Raw genomic sequence first — 18,227 nt, 5'->3', positions numbered from 1 at the left:
CGACGACCGCCGAAATCGCAGGTGAATGCGCCCCGACGAGGTCAGGCCGCGCCTCCGAAAAAGTGCGCGGCAGCAGCGGGCCAGGACGCCACGACCGAGTCGCCGGGCTGCAGGCCGAGGCAGTCGTATGTCCTTTCGGGCAGGATCACCTTGAGATCGTCATCCATGCCGGGAACCTCGAGGAATAGCGTGACCATGTTGCCGATGAACTTGTGGCTCAGGAAACGCGCACGCACGTGGTTCTCGTGCCGTGGTTCGTCGCCGATCACGATCTGGTCGGCGTTGACGTAGAAATCCGCCTGGGCACCGTGCGAACCGGAGAAGTTGCCGCGCGACACACTCATGCCCCCGTTGGCCGTGTTGAGCCGCACGGACTGCTCCCCGACATCCGCCACGCTGCCGCGCAGGATCGTCACGTTGCCGATGAATTCGGCCACGAAACGGTTCGCGGGATGACGGTAGATCGCCTGCGGCGAACCAATCTGCTCCACCTTGCCGCGGCTCATGATCACCACGCGGTCCGCCATCGAGAAAGCCTCGGTCTGGCTGTGCGTGACGTACACGAATGTGATCCCCAGTTCGCGCTGCAGCGAGCGCAGCAAGGCCTGCATGCGCACGCTGAGGTGAGCATCGAGTGCACTCAGGGGCTCGTCGAGCAGCAATACCTTGGGTTCGGTGACGAGGGCCCGCGCCAACGCGACCCGCTGCCGCTGGCCGCCCGAGAGTTGCATCACGTTGCGGCTCGCGAACTCGCCCAGCTCCAGTTTTTGCAGCCAGGCAAGCGAGCGCCGGTCCCGCTCCGGCTTCGCGACACCGCGCATCTTCAGTCCGAAGCCGACGTTGTCGAGCACACTCAGGAAGGGGAACAGCGCGAGGCTCTGCCACACCAGCGGCAAATCACGCCCCCACGGCGGCAGCCCCTTCTGCGAACGGCCTTCGAGACGGATCTCCCCGGCGCTCGGCTCCTCCAGCCCGGCGAGCATGCGCAGCATGGTCGTCTTGCCGCAGCCGCTCGAACCCATGATCGCGAGGAACTCGCCCTGCCCGATGCTGAACGAGGTCTCGGTCACCGCCGTGTAGTCGCCGAACCTCTTCGATACGCGATCGATCTCTACCAGTGCTTCACTCATGGTCGTTCTCACAAGGACAAACCGTTGTTGGATACCAGCGTGCCGCACGCTGGCTGCGCGGGAGCGTCGGCGGCAGCGCGTTTCGCCTTGCCCATGCCGGAAAACGCCATCCCGATCGCGACGAGGAGGATCGAGGAGGTGAATACCGCCGTGCCGATGGCATTGATCACCGGACTGACCTGCCCCTGCAGGAACACCAGCACGCGCACCGGCACCGTCTCGTTGAGGCCCGACACGAACCACGCGACCGCGAACTCGTCGAACGACACCGCGGCGGTGATCAGGAACGCGGCCACCAGGCTCTGCTTGCAGAATGGAAGGACCACGTACCACAGCGTCTGTACGGGCGTGGCGCGGAGATTCCACGACGCCTCCTCCAGTGCGCTGTCCATCTGCGCGAGACGCAGCCGGATCATCGCCATCGCGAAGGGCAAGGCGATGACCACATGGCTGATCAGCACGGCCCAGATCTCGCCAGCGAGGCCGATGCGCGAGAGGTAGGACAGCATCCCCAGGCCCATGATGACGGCGGGGATCGTCGGCGGCAGCAGCATCAGCAGGCTGAACAGCGACTTGCCGCGAAAATCGAAGCGGAAGTCGCAGTAGGCCGCGCAGAAGCCGAGAATGGTCGATATCAGTGCCACCGGGATCGACACCATCACGCTGCGCTGGAACGACTCGATCACCAGCGGATCGGTGAAGGTGCCGCCGTACCAGTCCGTCGTGAACCCTTGCAGCGGCAAGGACGGGAAGCGGTCCGCGTTGAACGAGAAGACGAGGCTGGCGACGATGGGCGCCATGATGAAAATGAAGGTGTAACCCGTGTAGGCCCACCCGAACCAACGACCAAGTCTGAGCATCATTTGCGCCTCCCGTAGGCAAGCCGCACCGCCGCGAGGGACGTGAGGACGAGGGTCAGGATCATCATGATCGCGACCACCGCGGCCCTCGGCCATTGCTGGCCGGACTTCGTGGTATCGATGATCAGGTTGCTCAGGGTCGGCGGAGCGCCGCCGCCGAGATAGGTCGGCGCGACGAAGTCGCCGAAGGCGAGGATGAACGCGAACAACGCGCCGACGACCAGCGAAGGCTTGGCCAGCGGGATGATCACCTCGAACAAGGTGCGCACCGGCCCCGCGCGCAGGTTATGCGCCGCCTCGATCAGGTTGCGGTCGATCTGCGCCAAACCCATCGTCTGCACCAGCGTCACGAGCGGCAGCGCCAGGGTCACGTAGCCGACCAGCGAGCCGAAGTCCGAATTGAGCATCGGCAGACCGTCCAGGCCGAAGAGCCCGAGCAAGGCATTGACGATGCCGTTATCGGACAGGAAGGCCTGCCACGAATACACGCGCACGAGATAGCTGGTGAAGAACGGCACCACCAGGAACATCAACGCCAGCTTGCGTGTGCGCTCCGACACGGTGAACGCCAGACTGCAGGCGGCAGGAAAGGAACAGCAGGTCGTGACGACCGCCGCCCCCAGGGCCAGCGCCCAGGTGTGGCTGTATGCCGACCAGAAGGAGCTGCGACTGAGCATGAAGTCCCAGTTCTTCAGGGTCATGTCCGGCTCGAGCCGGAAATTGACGACGCTCCAGAACGAAATGACGAAAAGGAAGAGCAGTGGCAGCAGGAAGAATGTCAGCTGCCACAGCAGGGGAGGCAGCAGCAGCGGCCACCTCCTACGGCTGGTGTTCGACGACATGGCGATGGCTCCGGGATGTCGCCGGACGGACGCGGGTCCGCCCGGCGTTGCGGGAAGGCTTAGGCCTTTTCCTTGTACTCGGACCAGAAGTCGTTCCAGTCCTCGATGCTCTGCTGCACGGGCAGTTGGCGGAAAGTGATCTTCCCGGAGCGGATGTCATCCATGACGTTGTGCCCTTGCAGCACCATCCCCTGGCGGCGCGCCTCGGCCGGGTCGCTCTGCCCCAGCAGCTCCCAGCCCTTGCGGTTCGGGATCAGCGCCGGATACGCCGCCATCTTCGCCGACTTCACCTGCCCCTGTGCGGAGGTGATGTACTGGATGAAGGCCTTGGCAAGATCGGCGTTGCGCGTGCCCTTGCCGATCGACAGCGACTCGGTCCATTGCAGGCCGCCCTCGTCGGGAACGACCGAATTGACCTTGGCTCCCGAGCGCGCCAGCGTGCCGGTGATCCAGTCGCCGATGCCGCACACCAGCTGGAGCTGCCCGTTCTTGAGGCCGCTGAAGGTGCCGCCGTAGTCGAAGAAGCCCGCGACCTGCGGACGCAGCGACTTCATGACGCTCTTGAGCTTGGCGAATTGTTCCCCTTCCAGCTTATAGGGCGCCTTGTGGCCGGCGTAGAGGCTGATCTCGCCCATGTTCGGCAGATACCAGTCGAAGTGCCCGACCTTGCCCTTGTACGCCGGATCCCAATACACCTTGAACGAGCGCGCCTTGCTCTCCGGCACCGCATCCGTGTTGTACGCGACCCCGAGGAAGCCGAAGCGGACCATCACCGCGTAGAGGTCGTTGCCGTCCCAGTGCCCGGGGAACTTCTGGAACTCGGGGAAATAGTCGTCGAACGCATAGTCCTTCGCGTCGAGGCGCTCGAGGTAGCCCGCCTTGCGCAGCTGCGGCACGTACTCCGCGTCGGACAGGATCAGGTCGTAGGTGCCGGCGGGCGACTGCGAGATCAGCGCCAGCATGTTGTCGCCGCCCGTGTAGTACTTCGGCTTCACCTTGCAGTTATGCTTGGCCTCGAACTCGGCAACGATGTCCGGTTCCGCGTGGCCGTACCACGCGAGCATCGTCAGGGTGCGCGGCTGGCCTCCCGCTTGCGCAAGGCTGTTCGCGGAAACGAGCGACAGCGGCAATGCGCCGCCCACTGCGAGGGCGCCGCTGCCCTGCAGGAAGCGGCGGCGGAACGGCGACTGCAGGTTCTTGTCTTCCTCTTTCATTTTGGTCTCCTTTGGCACGAACGGTTCGGCGGCCATGGCTGCTATTGCAGCTCTCTTGATCCGCCGGAAATGTTTGCAACACGATCGCGACCAGCCGCGCACGCCCTTGCGGGCGGGCGCCGATCACGAATTGCGGGAAGTCAGAAATTCCAGCGCACCAGCAGCGTCGGAGTCGTGCGCGAATAGGTGCCGCCGCCCTCGCCCGCAGTCTTGCTGTAGGTCGCGTATTCGTGGCGGTAACCGACGTCAAAATGCTTGTTGAGCTTCAGCCATAGGTCAGGCTGAACGAAGACGGTGTTGTCGCGCTGCTTGTTGTTGAAATTGACAAGCAACAAGGGGGACCAGGTGAACTTGAGGCCGCCGATCTCGAACGGCAGCATTGCGAAGGTGCGCCAGAACAGGGTGTGGATATCCTTTCCGCCATCGCCGGTAAACCTCGCGCTGCGAGCGTAGAGATCGGTTTCGAAGAAGCTGAAACCGGGCACTTTCAGGTCAACCGCAATACCGAAATTATTGGCGCGGAAATTCGCATAGGAGCCCCGCTCGAGTCGCGCCGCGAGATACACGTCCTGGATGAAGCCGAACGAGAGATTCGCGCCGGTGATCTTGGACAGGCTCAGCCGCGGATTGAACACACCGAAGTATTGGTCCTTCGTCTGCTCGCCGAAGGAGCCCGCGCCGAATCCGAAGAAGCTGCCCACCTCCTTGCCGTGATAGGTATCGAAGAAGAAATAATTGTCGCCGTATTCATGCACACCGAAATGCTCGAGGCGAACGGTGGTCAGTTTCTTGTCTGCAGTTCCGGTGCCGAACACGGGATCGAATTTGGATTCGGTCGTATAGCCGACGGTGAGGTTGGTGTTCTGCCAGCTTTCCGTGGCGAATGCGCTTTTCCCCGCTGTCATTCCAAGGGCGACGCAACAACCCGCAATGAATGCGGCGCCGGATTTCCGTCCAATGGCCTTGCTCATCATTCGCTTTCCTTTGGTGTGAATTTCATTGTTTTGATTACCGGGACACGACCGCTATTGCAGTTCTCATATGGCAACCCGGAATATCTGATACCGCTCGACGCGCGAATCGATCTGCGAGAATCCCTCCTCCTTGAACGAGAGTCGCATTGCGCCAGCGGCGCCCCCCTGATCCGAGCTGTTTGTTGCTGTACTTTTTCCGGATCCGGTGGAGCCAAGTATGGAAATGCACGGCCTCCAGGCATTTCCTGATATCGACAGCTCTTATCGTGTTGCCGACATGGCTCTATTGCCGAAACATGCGTAGAAATCGATTCCCAACAGCAAAGCCGACGGCCGCCAGGCGGTGCCGATTGCGATCGAATCGGAATCGGGGGACGAGACGAAAACAGAGGTCGTAAACGCAAATCGGCCCTGCCGCGTCATCAAACGCAGGCAGGGCCGATTCGTTCATGGCGGCCAGGCCGCCATGGGTGTTTCAGTCGAATGCGGTCATCAACTCCTTGCTTATGCCATCCACGCAGACCTTCAGCAGGGTCTCGCCATGCTGGGCGCTGGCACGCTTGGCCGATGACAGGCAACCCGAAGCCGGCGTCCATTCCGGCTTGATCGGGAAGAAGTCATAGGGCGGGAATTGCGCCGGCGCGTGGTCGCACACCTTGTGCATATCGACCAGGTGCGGATGCAGATGCAGCATCAGCGAGGTCTCGAGCACACCGCCGTGCTCGACCGCCCAGCCCGGAAATTCGCCTTGATAGATCGCATCGATCGCGTCCTGGGTCACGAAATCCCAATACGACAGGACTACGGTGGAAAAATCGCGGATGCCGTCCCAGCGCAGCTCGCGCTGCGCCAGATCGACCCCTTCGACGATGAATGCGGAATTCTCGTAATGGCCATTGACCAGCACCGTGCGGCGCACGCCGTGACGCGCAAGCTCCTTGAGCACGTCGCGAATCGTGCACGTCACCGTCATGCCGTCGAGGCTCGTCGTCCCCGGCATGTGATTGCCGCCCCCGCTCTTCTGCTGCGACTTGTAGCCATACGCGATCGGCGGGGCGACGAGTGCGCCGATACGATCGGCGACGCGCTCCGAGATTGCCGTCGGCAGCAACACGTCGGGGTTCATCGACATGTGGGGACCGTGCTGTTCGAGTGCGCCGACCGGGATCAGTACCGGGGTCCGCCCGTCGCGGACCCGGGCATCGTATTCCGGCCAGGCGAGCTCGGAAATATGCACACTCTTCATGAAATCGTCTCCTTATTCCGGCCCGACCACCCGCCCTTGCGGCGAGCGGGTATCGGGCCGTTCTTGTCAATCAATGTCGCTCACGCGCGTTTCAGCATCGATGATTGTGCCGGGACGCCCTTCACGACGACCAGCAACAGGTAGGTCACCGCGGTGACTGCAATGGCGGGCAGCGAGGCCGTGGTCACGATGGCGATTTCCTTGAACCCGTAGTGCAGCAGGTAGAACACCGCCAGCCCGACGATCATGGCCACCCAACCGCAGATGTTCCAGTCGCCCAGCGCGCTCTTGGTGCGACCAAGGCTGTCCTCTCCTGCAAACAGATCCTCGTCGCGGACACGCGCACGGCGCACCACGAAGTAGTCCAGCACGACCAGGGTCCACAAGGGGATGAAGATACCGCCGACGATCCCGAGGAAGAACTCGAAGTAGTGGATGAAGCTGTCGAACACGAGCGGCAGGAAGCACATGACCAGCTGCAGGATCGCGATGAAGTACAGGAACTTGCGCGGATTCGACGTGCGCGAGGCACCGACCAGCCCCATGCCTGCGCCGTACAGGACGGTCACGTTGGTACTCACCGTGGCGAAGAACACCACCAGGAAGGCCACCACGCCGAGGCCGAGCGAAGCAATCGTCGAGCTCGGATCGGCATTGTTCGGATCGAAGACACCCGTCTGGAGTACGACGCCGATGACGCCGATGGCACCGACGATCATGAACCAGCCCTGACCGAGGTTAACACCGATCCAGCTGCCAATGGTCGCCGAGGCCGAGTTCTTGGAGAAACGCGAGAAATCGCAGATCTGCGCCCAGCCCCAGCAGAAACCGAAGGCGAGGTCGATGTAGAACGCCGGCGAATGCTGGGCGGCAGGCAGCGTGAAGTTGGCGATCTTGTCGTAGTCCCAGTGCTCGAGCACGACCTTCGTTTCCCAGACGCCGAGGACGAGCAGCAGCACGACCGCCAGCCATTCCAGGTACTTGATCGCGCTGTGTCCGATGCACACGATGATGCCCTGCAGCAGCGCCGTCACGAGGATGCCGGCCACGAGCGGCCAGGTCGAGCCGGGCGAGCCGTAGGCCGGCCAGTCGAACATCGCATGGAACACGTGCGTCAGCGAGATCGCGGCAATGAAGGTGTTGATGCTGGGCCAGCCGATCAGCCCGAAGAATTCGCCGATCCCCATGAAGCGCGCGCCCTTGACGCCGAGCGCGGGAATGGTCGATGTCACGGTGGAAGCCCCGTGCTTCCATCCGATCCACGCCACCATCGCCCACGGGATCATCATCAGCGGCAGGTACACCGCGCTGTACCACCACACGAACGACATCCCCAGGGCCGCCGCCATGCCGCCGAACACCCACGATCCCGTATTGACCCCGGAACCGAACCACGTGAATACCGTGTCGACGAACCCGTATTCCCGCTTGTCGTGCGGGATCCTTGCCGTACCGTACTCCATCGTACTGCCTCCTTTGTAGTGGTCCTGCTGTCTTGTATTTGTTATGCGACTCCCCGCCCGCAGGGGGGAGCCGGGCATGCCGGGAGTCTTGAGTCGCCCCGGTCATGCTCCGCGCCCGTCGTCTTCATCGGCGGGCCGTATTTGAGACTATCGTAGATGCGACCACTGCGTGTCGATATCCGACGCCCGACACGGATTTTCGCGAAACCGACGCAAGAAAAACCTCCGACCGAGACCGGCCGGAGGCTTGCAACCCGGTCGCGGAACGACCGTGGGAGAGGGGGATCAGGAAGCGGCGCGACGCGTGCCGGTCATTTCGACCCGGCCGCGTCCGTCGTCTGGCGCCGCCGCTCGGCGCTCGGCGAGATGCCGAAACCGGCGTGGTAGCGATGCGAGAAGTGCGCGAAGGAGACGAAGCCGCAAGCCATCACGATGTCGGCGATGGGGCGGTTGGTGCGCGTCAGGAGTTGGCGCGCGCGCTCCAGGCGAATCTGCAGGTAGTACTGACGCGGCGTGCAGTTCAGGGTCTCGCGGAACAGGCGTTCGAGCTGGCGCGCCGAGAACTGCATGTGCGCGGCGAGCTCTTCCATCGAGAGTGGCTCCTCGATGTTGCACTCCATGATCTTGATCGCCTCGACGAGCTTGGGATGCGATGCGCTGGAGACGTCGCGCAGCGAGGTCTTCTGCTTCTCGTCCGGGCCGCGGGTCTCGTAGATCAGCAGTTCGGCCACCGCCTTGGCGACCTTGCGGCCGCCCCCGCCGAGGCCGATCAGGTGGATCATCATCTCCACCGGCGCGATGCCGCCACTGCACGAACAGCGGCTGCGGTCGACCTCGTAGATCTTGTTCGACACCACCAGGCGCGGGAAGCGGTCGAGCAGCGCATCCATGTCCTCCCAGTGGATGGTGGCGCGATAGCCGTCCAGCAGTCCGGCGCAGGCGAGGAAGTAGCTGCCGGTATCCACCCCGCCTAGCGCGACACCCCGCCCAGCGAGCGTGCGCAACCAGCGCTGGATGGGCTCGGTGCCGGTAATCGGCAAGGGATTCGGCCCCACCACGAAGACGCCATCGAGCTCGACCGCATCGGCGGCGGCGCAGTCCGGCTGCACGCACACACCGGCGCTCGATCGCACCGGCTGGCCGTCCATCGTGATCGTTACGAACTCGTACAGCTTCCTGCGCGCCACCATGTTCGCAAGGCGCAAGGGATCGATTGCGGCGCCAAAGCCGATCAGCGTGAAATCGGGAACAAGAAGAAAGCCGAAACGGATCGGCGCATCGCCGCCCCGTCCGGCCCAGTGGCCCGGACCCTGGCCCGGAGTCGCATTGCTCATCAAGATATCCTGAAAGTCGTAATTCCTTTTTCAAGTCTATAGCACTGCCGGTGCCATCAAGACGCCGGCAGGCGGGAATCGGTACGCTCAGGGCAGGACGACCGTCCGGGTGCCGTTGAGGAAGATGCGGCGCTCGATATGGAAGCGCACGGCGCGCGCCAGCGCCTGGCACTCCATGTCGCGGCCGACCGTGAGCAGTTGTTCCGGGCTATGCGCATGCGTCACGCGCTCCACGACCTGCTCGATGATCGGCCCCTCGTCGAGATCGCCGGTGACATAGTGGGCCGTCGCCCCGATCAGCTTCACGCCACGCTCATGCGCTTGGTGATAGGGCTTCGCCCCCTTGAATCCCGGCAGGAAGGAGTGATGGATGTTGATCGCGCGGCCATGCAGACGCCGGCACAGATCGTCGGTCAGCACCTGCATGTAGCGCGCCAGCACCACCAGCTCGGCCCCCGTTTCCTCGACGATCGCCATCAGCTTCGCTTCCTGCTGCACCTTGGTTTGCGCAGTCACGGGAAGATGGTGGAAGGGCAGCCCCTCGGCCACCGCGAGGTGCTCGAGATCGGGGTGATTCGAAACCACGGCGACGATGTCTATGGGCAACTCACCAATGCGCCAGCGGTACAGCAGGTCGCGCAGGCAGTGATCGAGCTTCGACACCATGATCAGGACCTTGGGCCGCTCGCACAGCGCGTGCATCGCCCAGTCCATGCCGAAACGTTCCGCCAGCGGCGCGAACTCGCGACGCAGGGTCGCGACGTCGATCGCTCCCTCGGTTTCATGGCTGAAGACGCAGCGGACGAAGAAACGGTCGTTCAGCTCGTCGTCGAAACACGAGTACTCGTTGATGTAGCACCCCTGACGATCGAGGAAGCCCGAAATCGCGGCGACCTGGCCTGCGGCGCTGGGGACCGAAACGGTCAGCGTCCAGCGCTTCTCTTGTGAGTTGTGCATGTCTCTCCTCCTGTTATGCGTCGTAAAGTTACGTCAGACATGCGACACCGACTTGTCTGCACGCGACAACGGATCCACGATTTTTACCGCGCAGCAGGCGGGGGGTGGCCGAGCGCCTCGGACAACTTCTTGATCCTGCCTGGCATTGGCAAAGAGCTCGTCGTCGTTCGCCCGGACAGTGGGGCGGAATGCCGCGTTGAATGCGGCCGCTCCGTCTCGAAGTCATTGATGAACCACAGGTGTGTCGAGCTTGCCGCGGTGGTCGAGGCCTCGCATGGACCTGGCGAGAATTATTCACTAGAATAAATAAGCAATAATTCATCCAGGAGAATGCGATGCGAAGGCAATCCGCGCCCTCCCCGGCCGATCGCGCGCAGGTGTTGGGACACGCAGTGAGTGAAGCCGCAAGACGGCTCCACATCGGCCCCACCGACCTGGGGCAGATCATCGGCGTCAGCCAGCCGACCGCCTCGCGCCTGCTGAAGGGCGAGTACGGGCTGCGCACATCGACCAAGGAGTGGGAGCTCTCCGCGTTCGTCGTGCGGCTCTACCGGTCGCTTTTTTCCCTGGTCGGCGGCGACGATAACCTCGCTCGCGGCTGGCTGCATGCTCCGAACCGGGCTTTTCCGGGTCAGCGCCCGATCGACCTGATCAAGCGCGTGGACGGTCTGATCCATGTCTGCGAGTACCTGGACGCCTACCGCGCTCGCGTCTGAAGCCCGGCCGTGGTCCGGCTCGGGCTGGCGCGCGGTCGAGGCCCAGCACAAGGTCGCCACGATGGCCCTCGTCGGCGGGGATCTTGCACGCCAAGCCTTGCTCGAAGACATCCTCGAAGAAGCCAAGCCCCGGTTTCCCGAGTCGACAGAGGGGCTGCACTGGCTTCTCGCGACGCCTTTCCGCTACTGGCCGCTGCCGGGCGGCTCACGCTTTCGCCGGCGACACGATCCCGGCGTGTTTTATGGCGCGGAGGAACGTCAAACCGCGTGCGCCGAAAGCAGCTATTGGCGCCTGCGCTTCTGGACGGACAGCGAATTTCTTCAGGGACAGTCGAAATCGGTGTCCATCACGCTCTTCGAATTCTTCGGCGCGACGCCGCGGGCCCTGGACCTCTCGAAGTCTCCGCTGCTCGAAGACCGCGCGGCCTGGATGCACCCCTCGGACTATTCCGCCACGCAGCAACTGGCCGAGACGGCGCGCGAGGCCGAGGTCGAGGCCATCCGCTACGAATCCGTGCGCAATCCCGGCGGATACTGCCTCGCGCTGCTTGCCCCGGACGTCTTCAAGGCCGTTGCGGAACCGTATCGCAATACACAGCAGAGCTGGATGCTTCTGATCAAGCCGCCTCACCGCGTCGTGTGGCAACGGGAACTGTCGGGTGAAAACTGGCTGTTCGAGTTTGCCGGTTAGGATTGCTTCCGGAGCTGGCACCGCAGCGTAGTCCCGCCGGAGCGGCCGCGATACTCAAATCGCGGGTTGCGCCCCCGGCGTCGCGGAACACTTGCCGCACACCGTCTTGTGCATCTTGCCGAGCACCCGCAGCGACACGTCGCTGCGCGGATAGACGCGGCACGCGAGCACGCGGCCCTGCGCCTCGTCGTCGGCGCTGACGTGATCGCGGCTCATCGCGCGCGCTTCGAAAACGCCCGCGATGATCTCCACCTTGCACACGCCGCAGCCACCACCGCAACACCCTGCGGGAATCCCCCGCCGGCCCAGGCGGACCATGCCGGCGAGGAGCGACTCGTCGGGCGCGCAGTCGTAGCGCTCCGACGTGTCTTCGATCGTGACGGCGAACTTCACGATGCGTCCGCCACTGCCTCAGGCCGCCACGCCCTTCAGCAGACCACGTTCCTTCGCCATCGTCATCGCGGTGTCCTGGATCATGTCTTCCTGACCGCCGATCATCTTCTTGCGGCCGAGTTCGACGAGGATGTCGCGCGCGGGCACGCCGAAACGCTCCGACGCACGCTTGGAGTGCAGAAGAAAAGTCGAGTAGACGCCCGCGAAACCCAGCGTCAGCGACTCTCGATCGACGCGGACGATGTGGTCCATCATCGGTACGATGACGTCTTCAGCGACGTCCATGATCTTGAAGAGGTCGACGCCGGTCTCGATGCCCATGCGCTCGCACACCGCGGCGAAGACTTCGAGCGGCGTATTGCCGGCGCCGGCGCCGAGGCCCGCGACCGAACCGTCGATGCGCGAGGCGCCCGCCTCGATCGCCGCGATCGAGTTGGCGACGCCCATGCCCAGGTTGTGATGGCCGTGGAAGCCGATCTCCGTCTCAGGCTTCAGTACGTCGCGCAGCGCGGCGACGCGGGCCTTCACATCCTCGGGCAGCATGTAGCCGGCCGAATCGGTGACGTAGATCGTGTGCGCGCCGTAGGACTCCATCAGCTTGCCCTGCTGCGCAATGCCGGCGGCGTCATTGAGGTGCGACATCATCAGGAAGCCGGTCGTGTCCATGCCGAGCTTGCGCGCAAAGGCGATATGCTGCGGCGAGGTGTCGGCCTCGGTGCAGTGGGTCGCGACATGCACGCTGCGCGCGCCGGCGTCGTACGCGGCCTGCAGTTCCTTCATCGTGCCCAGGCCGGGAATCAGCAGCACCGACACCTTGGCCTGCTTCATCTTCGACGCAACGGCCGAAATGTATTCTTCGTTCGGGGCCATCGCGAAGCCGTGCTGCAGGGAGTTGCCGCCGAGACCGGCCCCGTGGGTGACCTGCACGTAGGGGATGCCGGCGTCGTCGAGCGCAGTGGCGACCTTGACCATCTGCTCGACGCTGATCTGCTCGCGCTTCGCGTGCATGCCGTCGCGCAGGCACATGTCGTGCAGGATGACCTTGCGGCCCTTGAGGCTGGAAGAAGTTTGGCTCATCAGACGGTCTCCACGGCTTTCAACTGGATCTTTCCGGCGAGGATCTCCTCGGCGAACATCTCGGCGGTGCGCGTCGCGGCCGCGGTCATGATGTCGAGGTTGCCGGCATACTTGGGCAGGTAGTCGCCGAGACCGGCGACCTCGAGGAAGACGGACACCTTGTTGCCGTCGTAGATCGGGCCATTCACGAGTCGGTAGCCCGGCACGTATTTCTGCACTTCGCCGATCATCTGCAGGATCGATTCCGTGATGCGGGCATGATCCGGTTCGTCGTCCGTCAGGCAGTAGATCGTGTTCCGCATGATCATCGGCGGCTCGGCCGGGTTGATGATGCACAGCGCCTTGCCGCGACGCGCGCCGCCGACCTTGCAGATCGCGTTCGACGTCGTGTAAGTGAACTCGTCGAGGTTCGCACGGGTGCCGGGGCCGACCGACTTCGACGCGAGGCTCGCGACGATCTCGGCGTATTCGACGCTCTGGATGCGCGAGACGGCATGCACGACCGGGATCGTCGCCTGGCCGGCGCACGAGATCATGTTCACGTTCATCTCGAGCTTGTCGGCGTGCTGGCGCAGGTTCACCGGAGGCACGCACAGCGGGCCGATCGCGGCGGGCGTCAGGTCGATCATCATCACGCCCAGCTCGTTGAGCTTGCGGCTGTTCTCCGCGTGCACGTAGGCGCTGGTGGCGTCGAAGGCGATCTGGATGTCGTCCGCCTCGACATGCGGCAGCAGGCCATCGACGCCGTCCGCGGTGGTCTTCAGTCCCATCTGGCGGGCGCGGGCGAGACCTTCGGATTCGGGGTCGATGCCGACCATCCAGACGGGCTCGAGCACAGGGCTGCGCTTGATCTTGTAGATCAGGTCGGTGCCGATGTTGCCGGACCCGATCAGGGCGCATTTGATCTTCTTCATTGGCCTTGCTCCACGAGTGCGGCGACGCGCTGCCGTTCGGCACGCTCCGCCAGGGTTTCGCCGGCAACGTAGAACTCCTCGTTGCCGTGTTCGGTGATCAGGACGCGCACGGCTTCGGACTTCACGCCGAGCGCCTGGATGACGGCTTCGGTCACGGCGTTCGCGACCCGGCGCTTCTGCTCGGGCGTGCGTCCCTCCGCGAGGTGCATTTCGATGATGGGCATGGTTCTCTCTGTAGTTGTGGGAGTCGGGGGTCAGACGAAGCGCATCGACACGCTGCCGAGTTCCTGGAAGCGCGCGACGATGCTGTCGCCGGGCTTCACGGGGACGGCTTCGGTGATGCCGCCGCTCATCACGAAGCTGCCGGCGGGGAGGTATTCGCCCATCCCGGCGAGGATGTTCACCAGCATCGCGATCGCCTCCGCCGGATGGCCGAGCACCGCGGCCGAGGCGCCCATCGTGACGATCTCGCCGTTCTTTTCCATCACGACGCCGAGCGTGCGCAGATCCAGTTCCTCGACATAGCGTGCGCGGCCGCCGCCGACGAAGCGCGCCGACGAGCCGTTGTCCGCGATGACGCTGGCGAGGTCGAACTTGAAGCCGGAGTAGCGCGAATCGATGATCTCGACCGCGGGCAGCACATAGTCGGTCGCATCGAGCACGTTCTGGCGGGTGCAACCCGGTCCCTGCAGGTCCTTCTTCATCACGAAGGCGACTTCGCACTCGACGCGCGGATGCACGAGGTCGGCCGTCGAGATCGCGCTGCTCTCGGGGCGCGCCATGCGGTCGGTCAGGAAGCCGATCGAGGGCACGTCGACGCCCATCTGTTGCATCTTCGCCTTCGACGTGAGGCCCGCCTTCCAGCCGACAAGGCGGTGTCCCTGCGCGAGGTAGCGGCGGCGCAGCTCGCTCTGCACGGCGTACCCGTCGGCGATCGTCATCGACGGGTATTCGTCGGTGAGCTTGGTGATCGCGTAGGCGCCGCGCTGGGCGCCCTCGACGCGCTCGCACAGGCGCACGATGTCCTCGCGCGACAACGTCAGTTCATTGTTCCGGCTCATACCGCGCTCCTTCCGGCAAATTTCACGCGGCAGCTACCCAGGCCGCCGACGGTACACACGAGTTCGTCGCCATCGACGACGGGCACCAGCGGAGACTGCGATCCCGACAGGATCACTTCGCCGGCCTTGAACGGGATGCCCAGTTCGCCCAGCGTGTTCGCGAGCCACGCCACCGCGTTCGCCGGCGAACCCTGCACCGCCGCGCCGACGCCCGTCGAATGCAGCTCGCCGTTCTTCTCCAGCACCATGCCGGCGAGCGTGATGTCGAGCTTCCTCGGGTCGCCCTTGGTCTTGCCGAGCACATACACGCCGCACGACGCGTTGTCGGCGACCGTGTCCTGGATGCGGATCTTCCAGTCGGTGATGCGCGAATCGACGATCTCGAAGCACGGCACGACGTAGTCGGTCGCACGGATCACGTCCATCGCGGTCACGCCCGGGCCCCGCAGGTCGTGCTTGAGCACGAAGGCGAGTTCGGCTTCGGCCTTCGGCTGGATTAGCGAGCCGAGGTCGATGACGTCGCCTTCCTGGTACACCATGCCGGACGTGAGCTGGCCGAAGTCCGGCTGGAACACGCCGAGGAAGTCCTGCACCGGCTTGCTCGTTACGCCGATCTTCTTGCCGACGATCTTTTCGCCCGCCTGCACGCGGCGCTCGATGTAGCGCAGCTGGATGCGGTAGGCGTCGTCGAGCGTGATATCCGGCTCGCGCTCCAGCAGCGGCTGCAGCGTGCGGCGCTCGCGCCAGGCGTCGAAGAGCTCGTCGCCGTATTGCCTGATCTTTTCTTCGTTCATGTTTGCCTCAGAGCTTCACGCAAATGTTTCGCGTTTCCGTATAGAACTCGAGCGAATGGACACCGCCCTCGCGGCCGATTCCGGACTGCTTCGATCCGCCGAACGCGGTGCGAAGATCGCGCAGGAACCAGCTATTCACCCAGGTGATGCCGACATCGACGCGCGCAGCGACACGATGGGCGCGGGCAAGATCCTTCGTCCAGATCGTCGTCGAGAGGCCGTATTCCGTGTCGTTCGCGAGCGCGACGACTTCGTTCTCGCTGTCGAAAGGCCGGATGTGGCAGCACGGCCCGAAGATCTCCTCGCGCACGACCGCCGCGTCATCAGGCAGCCCCGTCCAGATCGTCGGCTCGACCCACGCGCCCTCCGCCAGCTCGCCCGGCATCTGCGGCACACCACCGCCGGTGACAACCGTCGCGCCCTCTTCCACCGCCTTACGGTAGTACGAGAGCACCTTCTGGCGATGCTCCTGGCTGATGAGCGGGCCATAGTTCGCATCGTGGTCGTCGGGACGGCCGAACTTCACGCCTTCTGCCTTCACCTTCAGCGCCTGCACGAAACGCTCGAAGATCGGGCGCTCGACATATACGCGCTCGGTGCCCAGGCAGACCTGGCCGGAGTTCAGGAAGGCCGAGCGGAAGATGCCTTCGACCGCCGCATCGAAGTCCGCATCCGCGAACACGATGCCCGCGTTCTTGCCGCCGAGCTCGAAGGACACGTCGCGCATGCCTTCCGCGGCGACCTTCATGATCGCGGTGCCGGTGCGCGTCTCGCCGGTGAAGGTGATCGCATCGACGCCGCGGTTCTGGGTCAGGAACTCGCCCGCGGAATCCGGCCCGAAGCCATGCACGACGTTGTACACGCCCTTCGGCACCCCGACGGTGTTCATCACTTCGCCCAGCAGCGTTGCGGTATGGGGGGATTCCTCCGACGGCTTCACGACGACGGTGTTGCCGCACGCGAGCGCCGGGCCGACCTTCCACGTCATCAGCATGAAGGGCGCGTTCCACGGGCAGATCACGCCGATCACGCCCTTGGGCACGCGGATGCCGTAGTTCAGCGCGCCGCGTCCGTCCGGCGTCGCCATCTGGAAGGACTCGTTCGGCACGTTCTTGACGACGTCTGCGAACACCTTGAAGTTGGCCGCGCCACGGGGGATGAAGGCGCTGGTCATCACGTGACGTGGTTGGCCCGTGTCAGCCATCTCGGCTTCAACGAAGTCCTCGAACCGACGCGTGATCTCGTTGGCGACGCCGTACAGCAGCTCGACGCGCTGTTCCGTCGTCAGGCCGCCCCACTCGCCATGCAAGGCAGCGCGCGCGGCGCTCACGGCGGCGTCGACTTCAGTCCGCCCGGCTTCGGCGATCGACGCGATCACCCGATTATCGAGGGGCGAGCGCTTGTCGAAGCGCCTGCCACTCGCGGCGGCCACGAACTCTCCGCCGATGAAATTCTGAATCTGACGCATGGTCATCCTCGCTCCTTGTCTCTGTTATCCCGGTCGCATGATGCTCGGCACATTCCGGGCTTGAGGATCAGTCTATGAACGGGGTGGTTATACCGTCCAATACTTTTGTTTTCTTTTAGCCATACCTTTCAGGTATGGCGTATCCGACGAAGTGCCGTTGCCGATGAAAGCGTATAGGCACTCCCTCCCCTTCAAGGGGGCGGAGGCGGGGTTTCGCAGAGCACCCGCTCTGCGCCGCTGTAGCTGCGGAGCGAAGCGAAGACTCCCGGGCTGGGGTGGGGATGGGTTAACGCGGACACGGCCGAAACCCATCCCCCTCCTAACCGGTAGTCTCGGCTGCGCCTCGCCGCTCGACAGGCGGCGAGCAGTGCTCGCCGAAATCCCTGTTCCGCCCCCCTTGAAGGGGGAGGAACAGACACGGTCGGGGCACCTCATGCACCCGATGGCGGGATACGCTTCGCTTCTCCCGCCCTACGTCCTTGCCACCGGACCGAAACGTAGGGCGGGAGGAGCCGCAGGCGGATCCCGCCGCTCGATGGCACGGCTCAGATCGCCTTGAACAGCGGGCTCCGGACCTGCTGGGCGTCCGCGGCCGAGATGAACTTCTCGGTATAGATGTCGCGCTCGAAGAGTCGGCCTCGCATCAAGGTGCCGATGCACGCCTCGATCATCAGCGGGGGGCCGCACAGATAGGCCTTGTGCCCGCGGAAGTCGTTGTCGAAATGGTTCTTCGCCGCGTCGTGCACGAAGCCCCTGAAACCCTGCCAGTCCGATCCTTCCGGTTCGTGCGACAGCACCGGCACGTAATGGAAGTTCTGGTGCTGCTCCGCCAGCGCGAGGAATTCGTCATGGTAGTACAGCTCCTCGCGCGTTCTCTGCCCGTAGACCAGGGTGATCGGGCGCTCGAAGCCTTCCGCCAGCAGATCGAGGATCATCGAGCGCGGGCTCGACAGCCCGGAACCGCCGGCCATGAAGATCACCGGCACGTCGGCCGACTTCTTCACGAAGAAGCGTCCGTAGGGTGTCCGCGCGCGTTGAATTTTGACCCCCCGTGTGCACCGAATTCTGACCCCGGGGGTTTAGCCGTTCATCA

The 18,227-nt window shown here is 64.0% G+C and carries 18 protein-coding genes and 1 pseudogene; 2 read left to right on the top strand and 17 right to left on the bottom strand.

Going from position 1 to position 18,227, the window contains the following annotated elements; translation table 11 throughout:
* Positions 1-41: 41 nt before the first annotated feature.
* From U5817_RS10290 to purU, 9 genes are all read right to left on the bottom strand, one after another.
* Positions 42-1,130 (bottom strand): ABC transporter ATP-binding protein, encoded by a 1,089-nt coding sequence (locus U5817_RS10290; protein ID WP_407280652.1) that lies wholly within the window; start codon positions 1,128-1,130, stop codon positions 42-44.
* Positions 1,131-1,138: 8 nt separating this feature from the next.
* Positions 1,139-1,993, bottom strand: coding sequence for an ABC transporter permease (locus U5817_RS10285; protein ID WP_407280651.1), 855 nt, complete (start codon positions 1,991-1,993; stop codon positions 1,139-1,141).
* The gene (locus tag U5817_RS10280; RefSeq protein WP_407280650.1) at positions 1,990-2,832 is read right to left on the bottom strand and encodes an ABC transporter permease; all 843 of its coding nucleotides are present in this window, start codon (positions 2,830-2,832) and stop codon (positions 1,990-1,992) included. The genes U5817_RS10285 and U5817_RS10280 overlap by 4 nt, the downstream gene beginning before the upstream one ends.
* 59 nt (positions 2,833-2,891) lie before the next feature.
* Positions 2,892-4,046, bottom strand: coding sequence for an extracellular solute-binding protein (locus U5817_RS10275; protein WP_407280649.1), 1,155 nt, complete (start codon positions 4,044-4,046; stop codon positions 2,892-2,894).
* Between the two features lie 140 nt (positions 4,047-4,186).
* Positions 4,187-5,020, bottom strand: a complete 834-nt coding sequence (locus U5817_RS10270) for an outer membrane protein OmpK (protein WP_407280648.1) — start codon at positions 5,018-5,020, stop codon at positions 4,187-4,189.
* A gap of 475 nt (positions 5,021-5,495) precedes the next feature.
* Positions 5,496-6,266, bottom strand: coding sequence for a creatininase (locus U5817_RS10265; protein ID WP_407280647.1), 771 nt, complete (start codon positions 6,264-6,266; stop codon positions 5,496-5,498).
* A gap of 80 nt (positions 6,267-6,346) precedes the next feature.
* Complete coding sequence (locus U5817_RS10260; RefSeq protein ID WP_407280646.1) at positions 6,347-7,729, bottom strand: purine-cytosine permease family protein; 1,383 nt, start codon at positions 7,727-7,729, stop codon at positions 6,347-6,349.
* A gap of 311 nt (positions 7,730-8,040) precedes the next feature.
* Complete coding sequence (locus U5817_RS10255) at positions 8,041-9,063, bottom strand: GlxA family transcriptional regulator (RefSeq protein ID WP_169131266.1); 1,023 nt, start codon at positions 9,061-9,063, stop codon at positions 8,041-8,043.
* An 87-nt stretch (positions 9,064-9,150) separates the two neighbouring features.
* The gene (purU, locus tag U5817_RS10250) at positions 9,151-10,020 is read right to left on the bottom strand and encodes a formyltetrahydrofolate deformylase (protein WP_407280645.1); all 870 of its coding nucleotides are present in this window, start codon (positions 10,018-10,020) and stop codon (positions 9,151-9,153) included.
* Between the two features lie 335 nt (positions 10,021-10,355).
* Between purU and U5817_RS10245 the strand changes: the two genes are divergently transcribed.
* Both U5817_RS10245 and U5817_RS10240 read left to right on the top strand, forming a co-directional pair.
* A complete protein-coding gene (locus U5817_RS10245; protein WP_407280644.1) occupies positions 10,356-10,736 on the top strand; it encodes an antitoxin Xre/MbcA/ParS toxin-binding domain-containing protein in 381 nt (126 codons plus the stop codon).
* A gap of 61 nt (positions 10,737-10,797) precedes the next feature.
* The gene (locus tag U5817_RS10240) at positions 10,798-11,427 is read left to right on the top strand and encodes an RES family NAD+ phosphorylase (RefSeq protein WP_407280643.1); all 630 of its coding nucleotides are present in this window, start codon (positions 10,798-10,800) and stop codon (positions 11,425-11,427) included.
* Positions 11,428-11,481: 54 nt separating this feature from the next.
* Here the strand turns inward: U5817_RS10240 and U5817_RS10235 are convergent, their stop codons facing one another.
* The 8 genes and pseudogenes from U5817_RS10235 to U5817_RS10200 form a co-directional block, all read right to left on the bottom strand.
* The gene (locus U5817_RS10235) at positions 11,482-11,820 is read right to left on the bottom strand and encodes a 2Fe-2S iron-sulfur cluster-binding protein (protein ID WP_407280642.1); all 339 of its coding nucleotides are present in this window, start codon (positions 11,818-11,820) and stop codon (positions 11,482-11,484) included.
* Between the two features lie 18 nt (positions 11,821-11,838).
* Positions 11,839-12,897: a 4-hydroxy-2-oxovalerate aldolase gene (gene dmpG / locus U5817_RS10230; RefSeq protein ID WP_407280641.1), complete on the bottom strand. Its 1,059-nt coding sequence runs from the start codon at positions 12,895-12,897 to the stop codon at positions 11,839-11,841.
* Positions 12,897-13,811 (bottom strand): acetaldehyde dehydrogenase (acetylating), encoded by a 915-nt coding sequence (locus tag U5817_RS10225; RefSeq protein ID WP_407280640.1) that lies wholly within the window; start codon positions 13,809-13,811, stop codon positions 12,897-12,899. Before U5817_RS10225 ends, dmpG begins: the two co-directional genes overlap by 1 nt.
* Positions 13,808-14,035, bottom strand: coding sequence for a 2-hydroxymuconate tautomerase family protein (locus tag U5817_RS10220; protein WP_018992904.1), 228 nt, complete (start codon positions 14,033-14,035; stop codon positions 13,808-13,810). Before U5817_RS10220 ends, U5817_RS10225 begins: the two co-directional genes overlap by 4 nt.
* 30 nt (positions 14,036-14,065) lie before the next feature.
* Positions 14,066-14,872: a 2-oxo-3-hexenedioate decarboxylase gene (gene dmpH, locus U5817_RS10215; protein WP_407280639.1), complete on the bottom strand. Its 807-nt coding sequence runs from the start codon at positions 14,870-14,872 to the stop codon at positions 14,066-14,068.
* The gene (gene dmpE / locus U5817_RS10210; protein ID WP_407280638.1) at positions 14,869-15,666 is read right to left on the bottom strand and encodes a 2-oxopent-4-enoate hydratase; all 798 of its coding nucleotides are present in this window, start codon (positions 15,664-15,666) and stop codon (positions 14,869-14,871) included. The genes dmpH and dmpE overlap by 4 nt, the downstream gene beginning before the upstream one ends.
* A 7-nt stretch (positions 15,667-15,673) precedes the next feature.
* Positions 15,674-17,134 carry a 2-hydroxymuconic semialdehyde dehydrogenase gene (locus U5817_RS10205; RefSeq protein ID WP_407280637.1) on the bottom strand — a complete coding sequence of 487 codons (1,461 nt, stop codon included), beginning with the start codon at positions 17,132-17,134 and terminating at the stop codon, positions 15,674-15,676.
* A gap of 545 nt (positions 17,135-17,679) precedes the next feature.
* Positions 17,680-18,168 (bottom strand): annotated as a pseudogene (locus tag U5817_RS10200) (phenol hydroxylase); the annotation flags it as partial.
* Positions 18,169-18,227 lie beyond the last annotated feature (59 nt).

Source organism: Aromatoleum evansii (genome assembly GCF_045689615.1).
GTDB lineage: Bacteria > Pseudomonadota > Gammaproteobacteria > Burkholderiales > Rhodocyclaceae > Aromatoleum > Aromatoleum evansii.
Note: the sequence above shows the minus strand (reverse complement) of the source record. Positions and strands in the feature narration are given on the sequence as shown.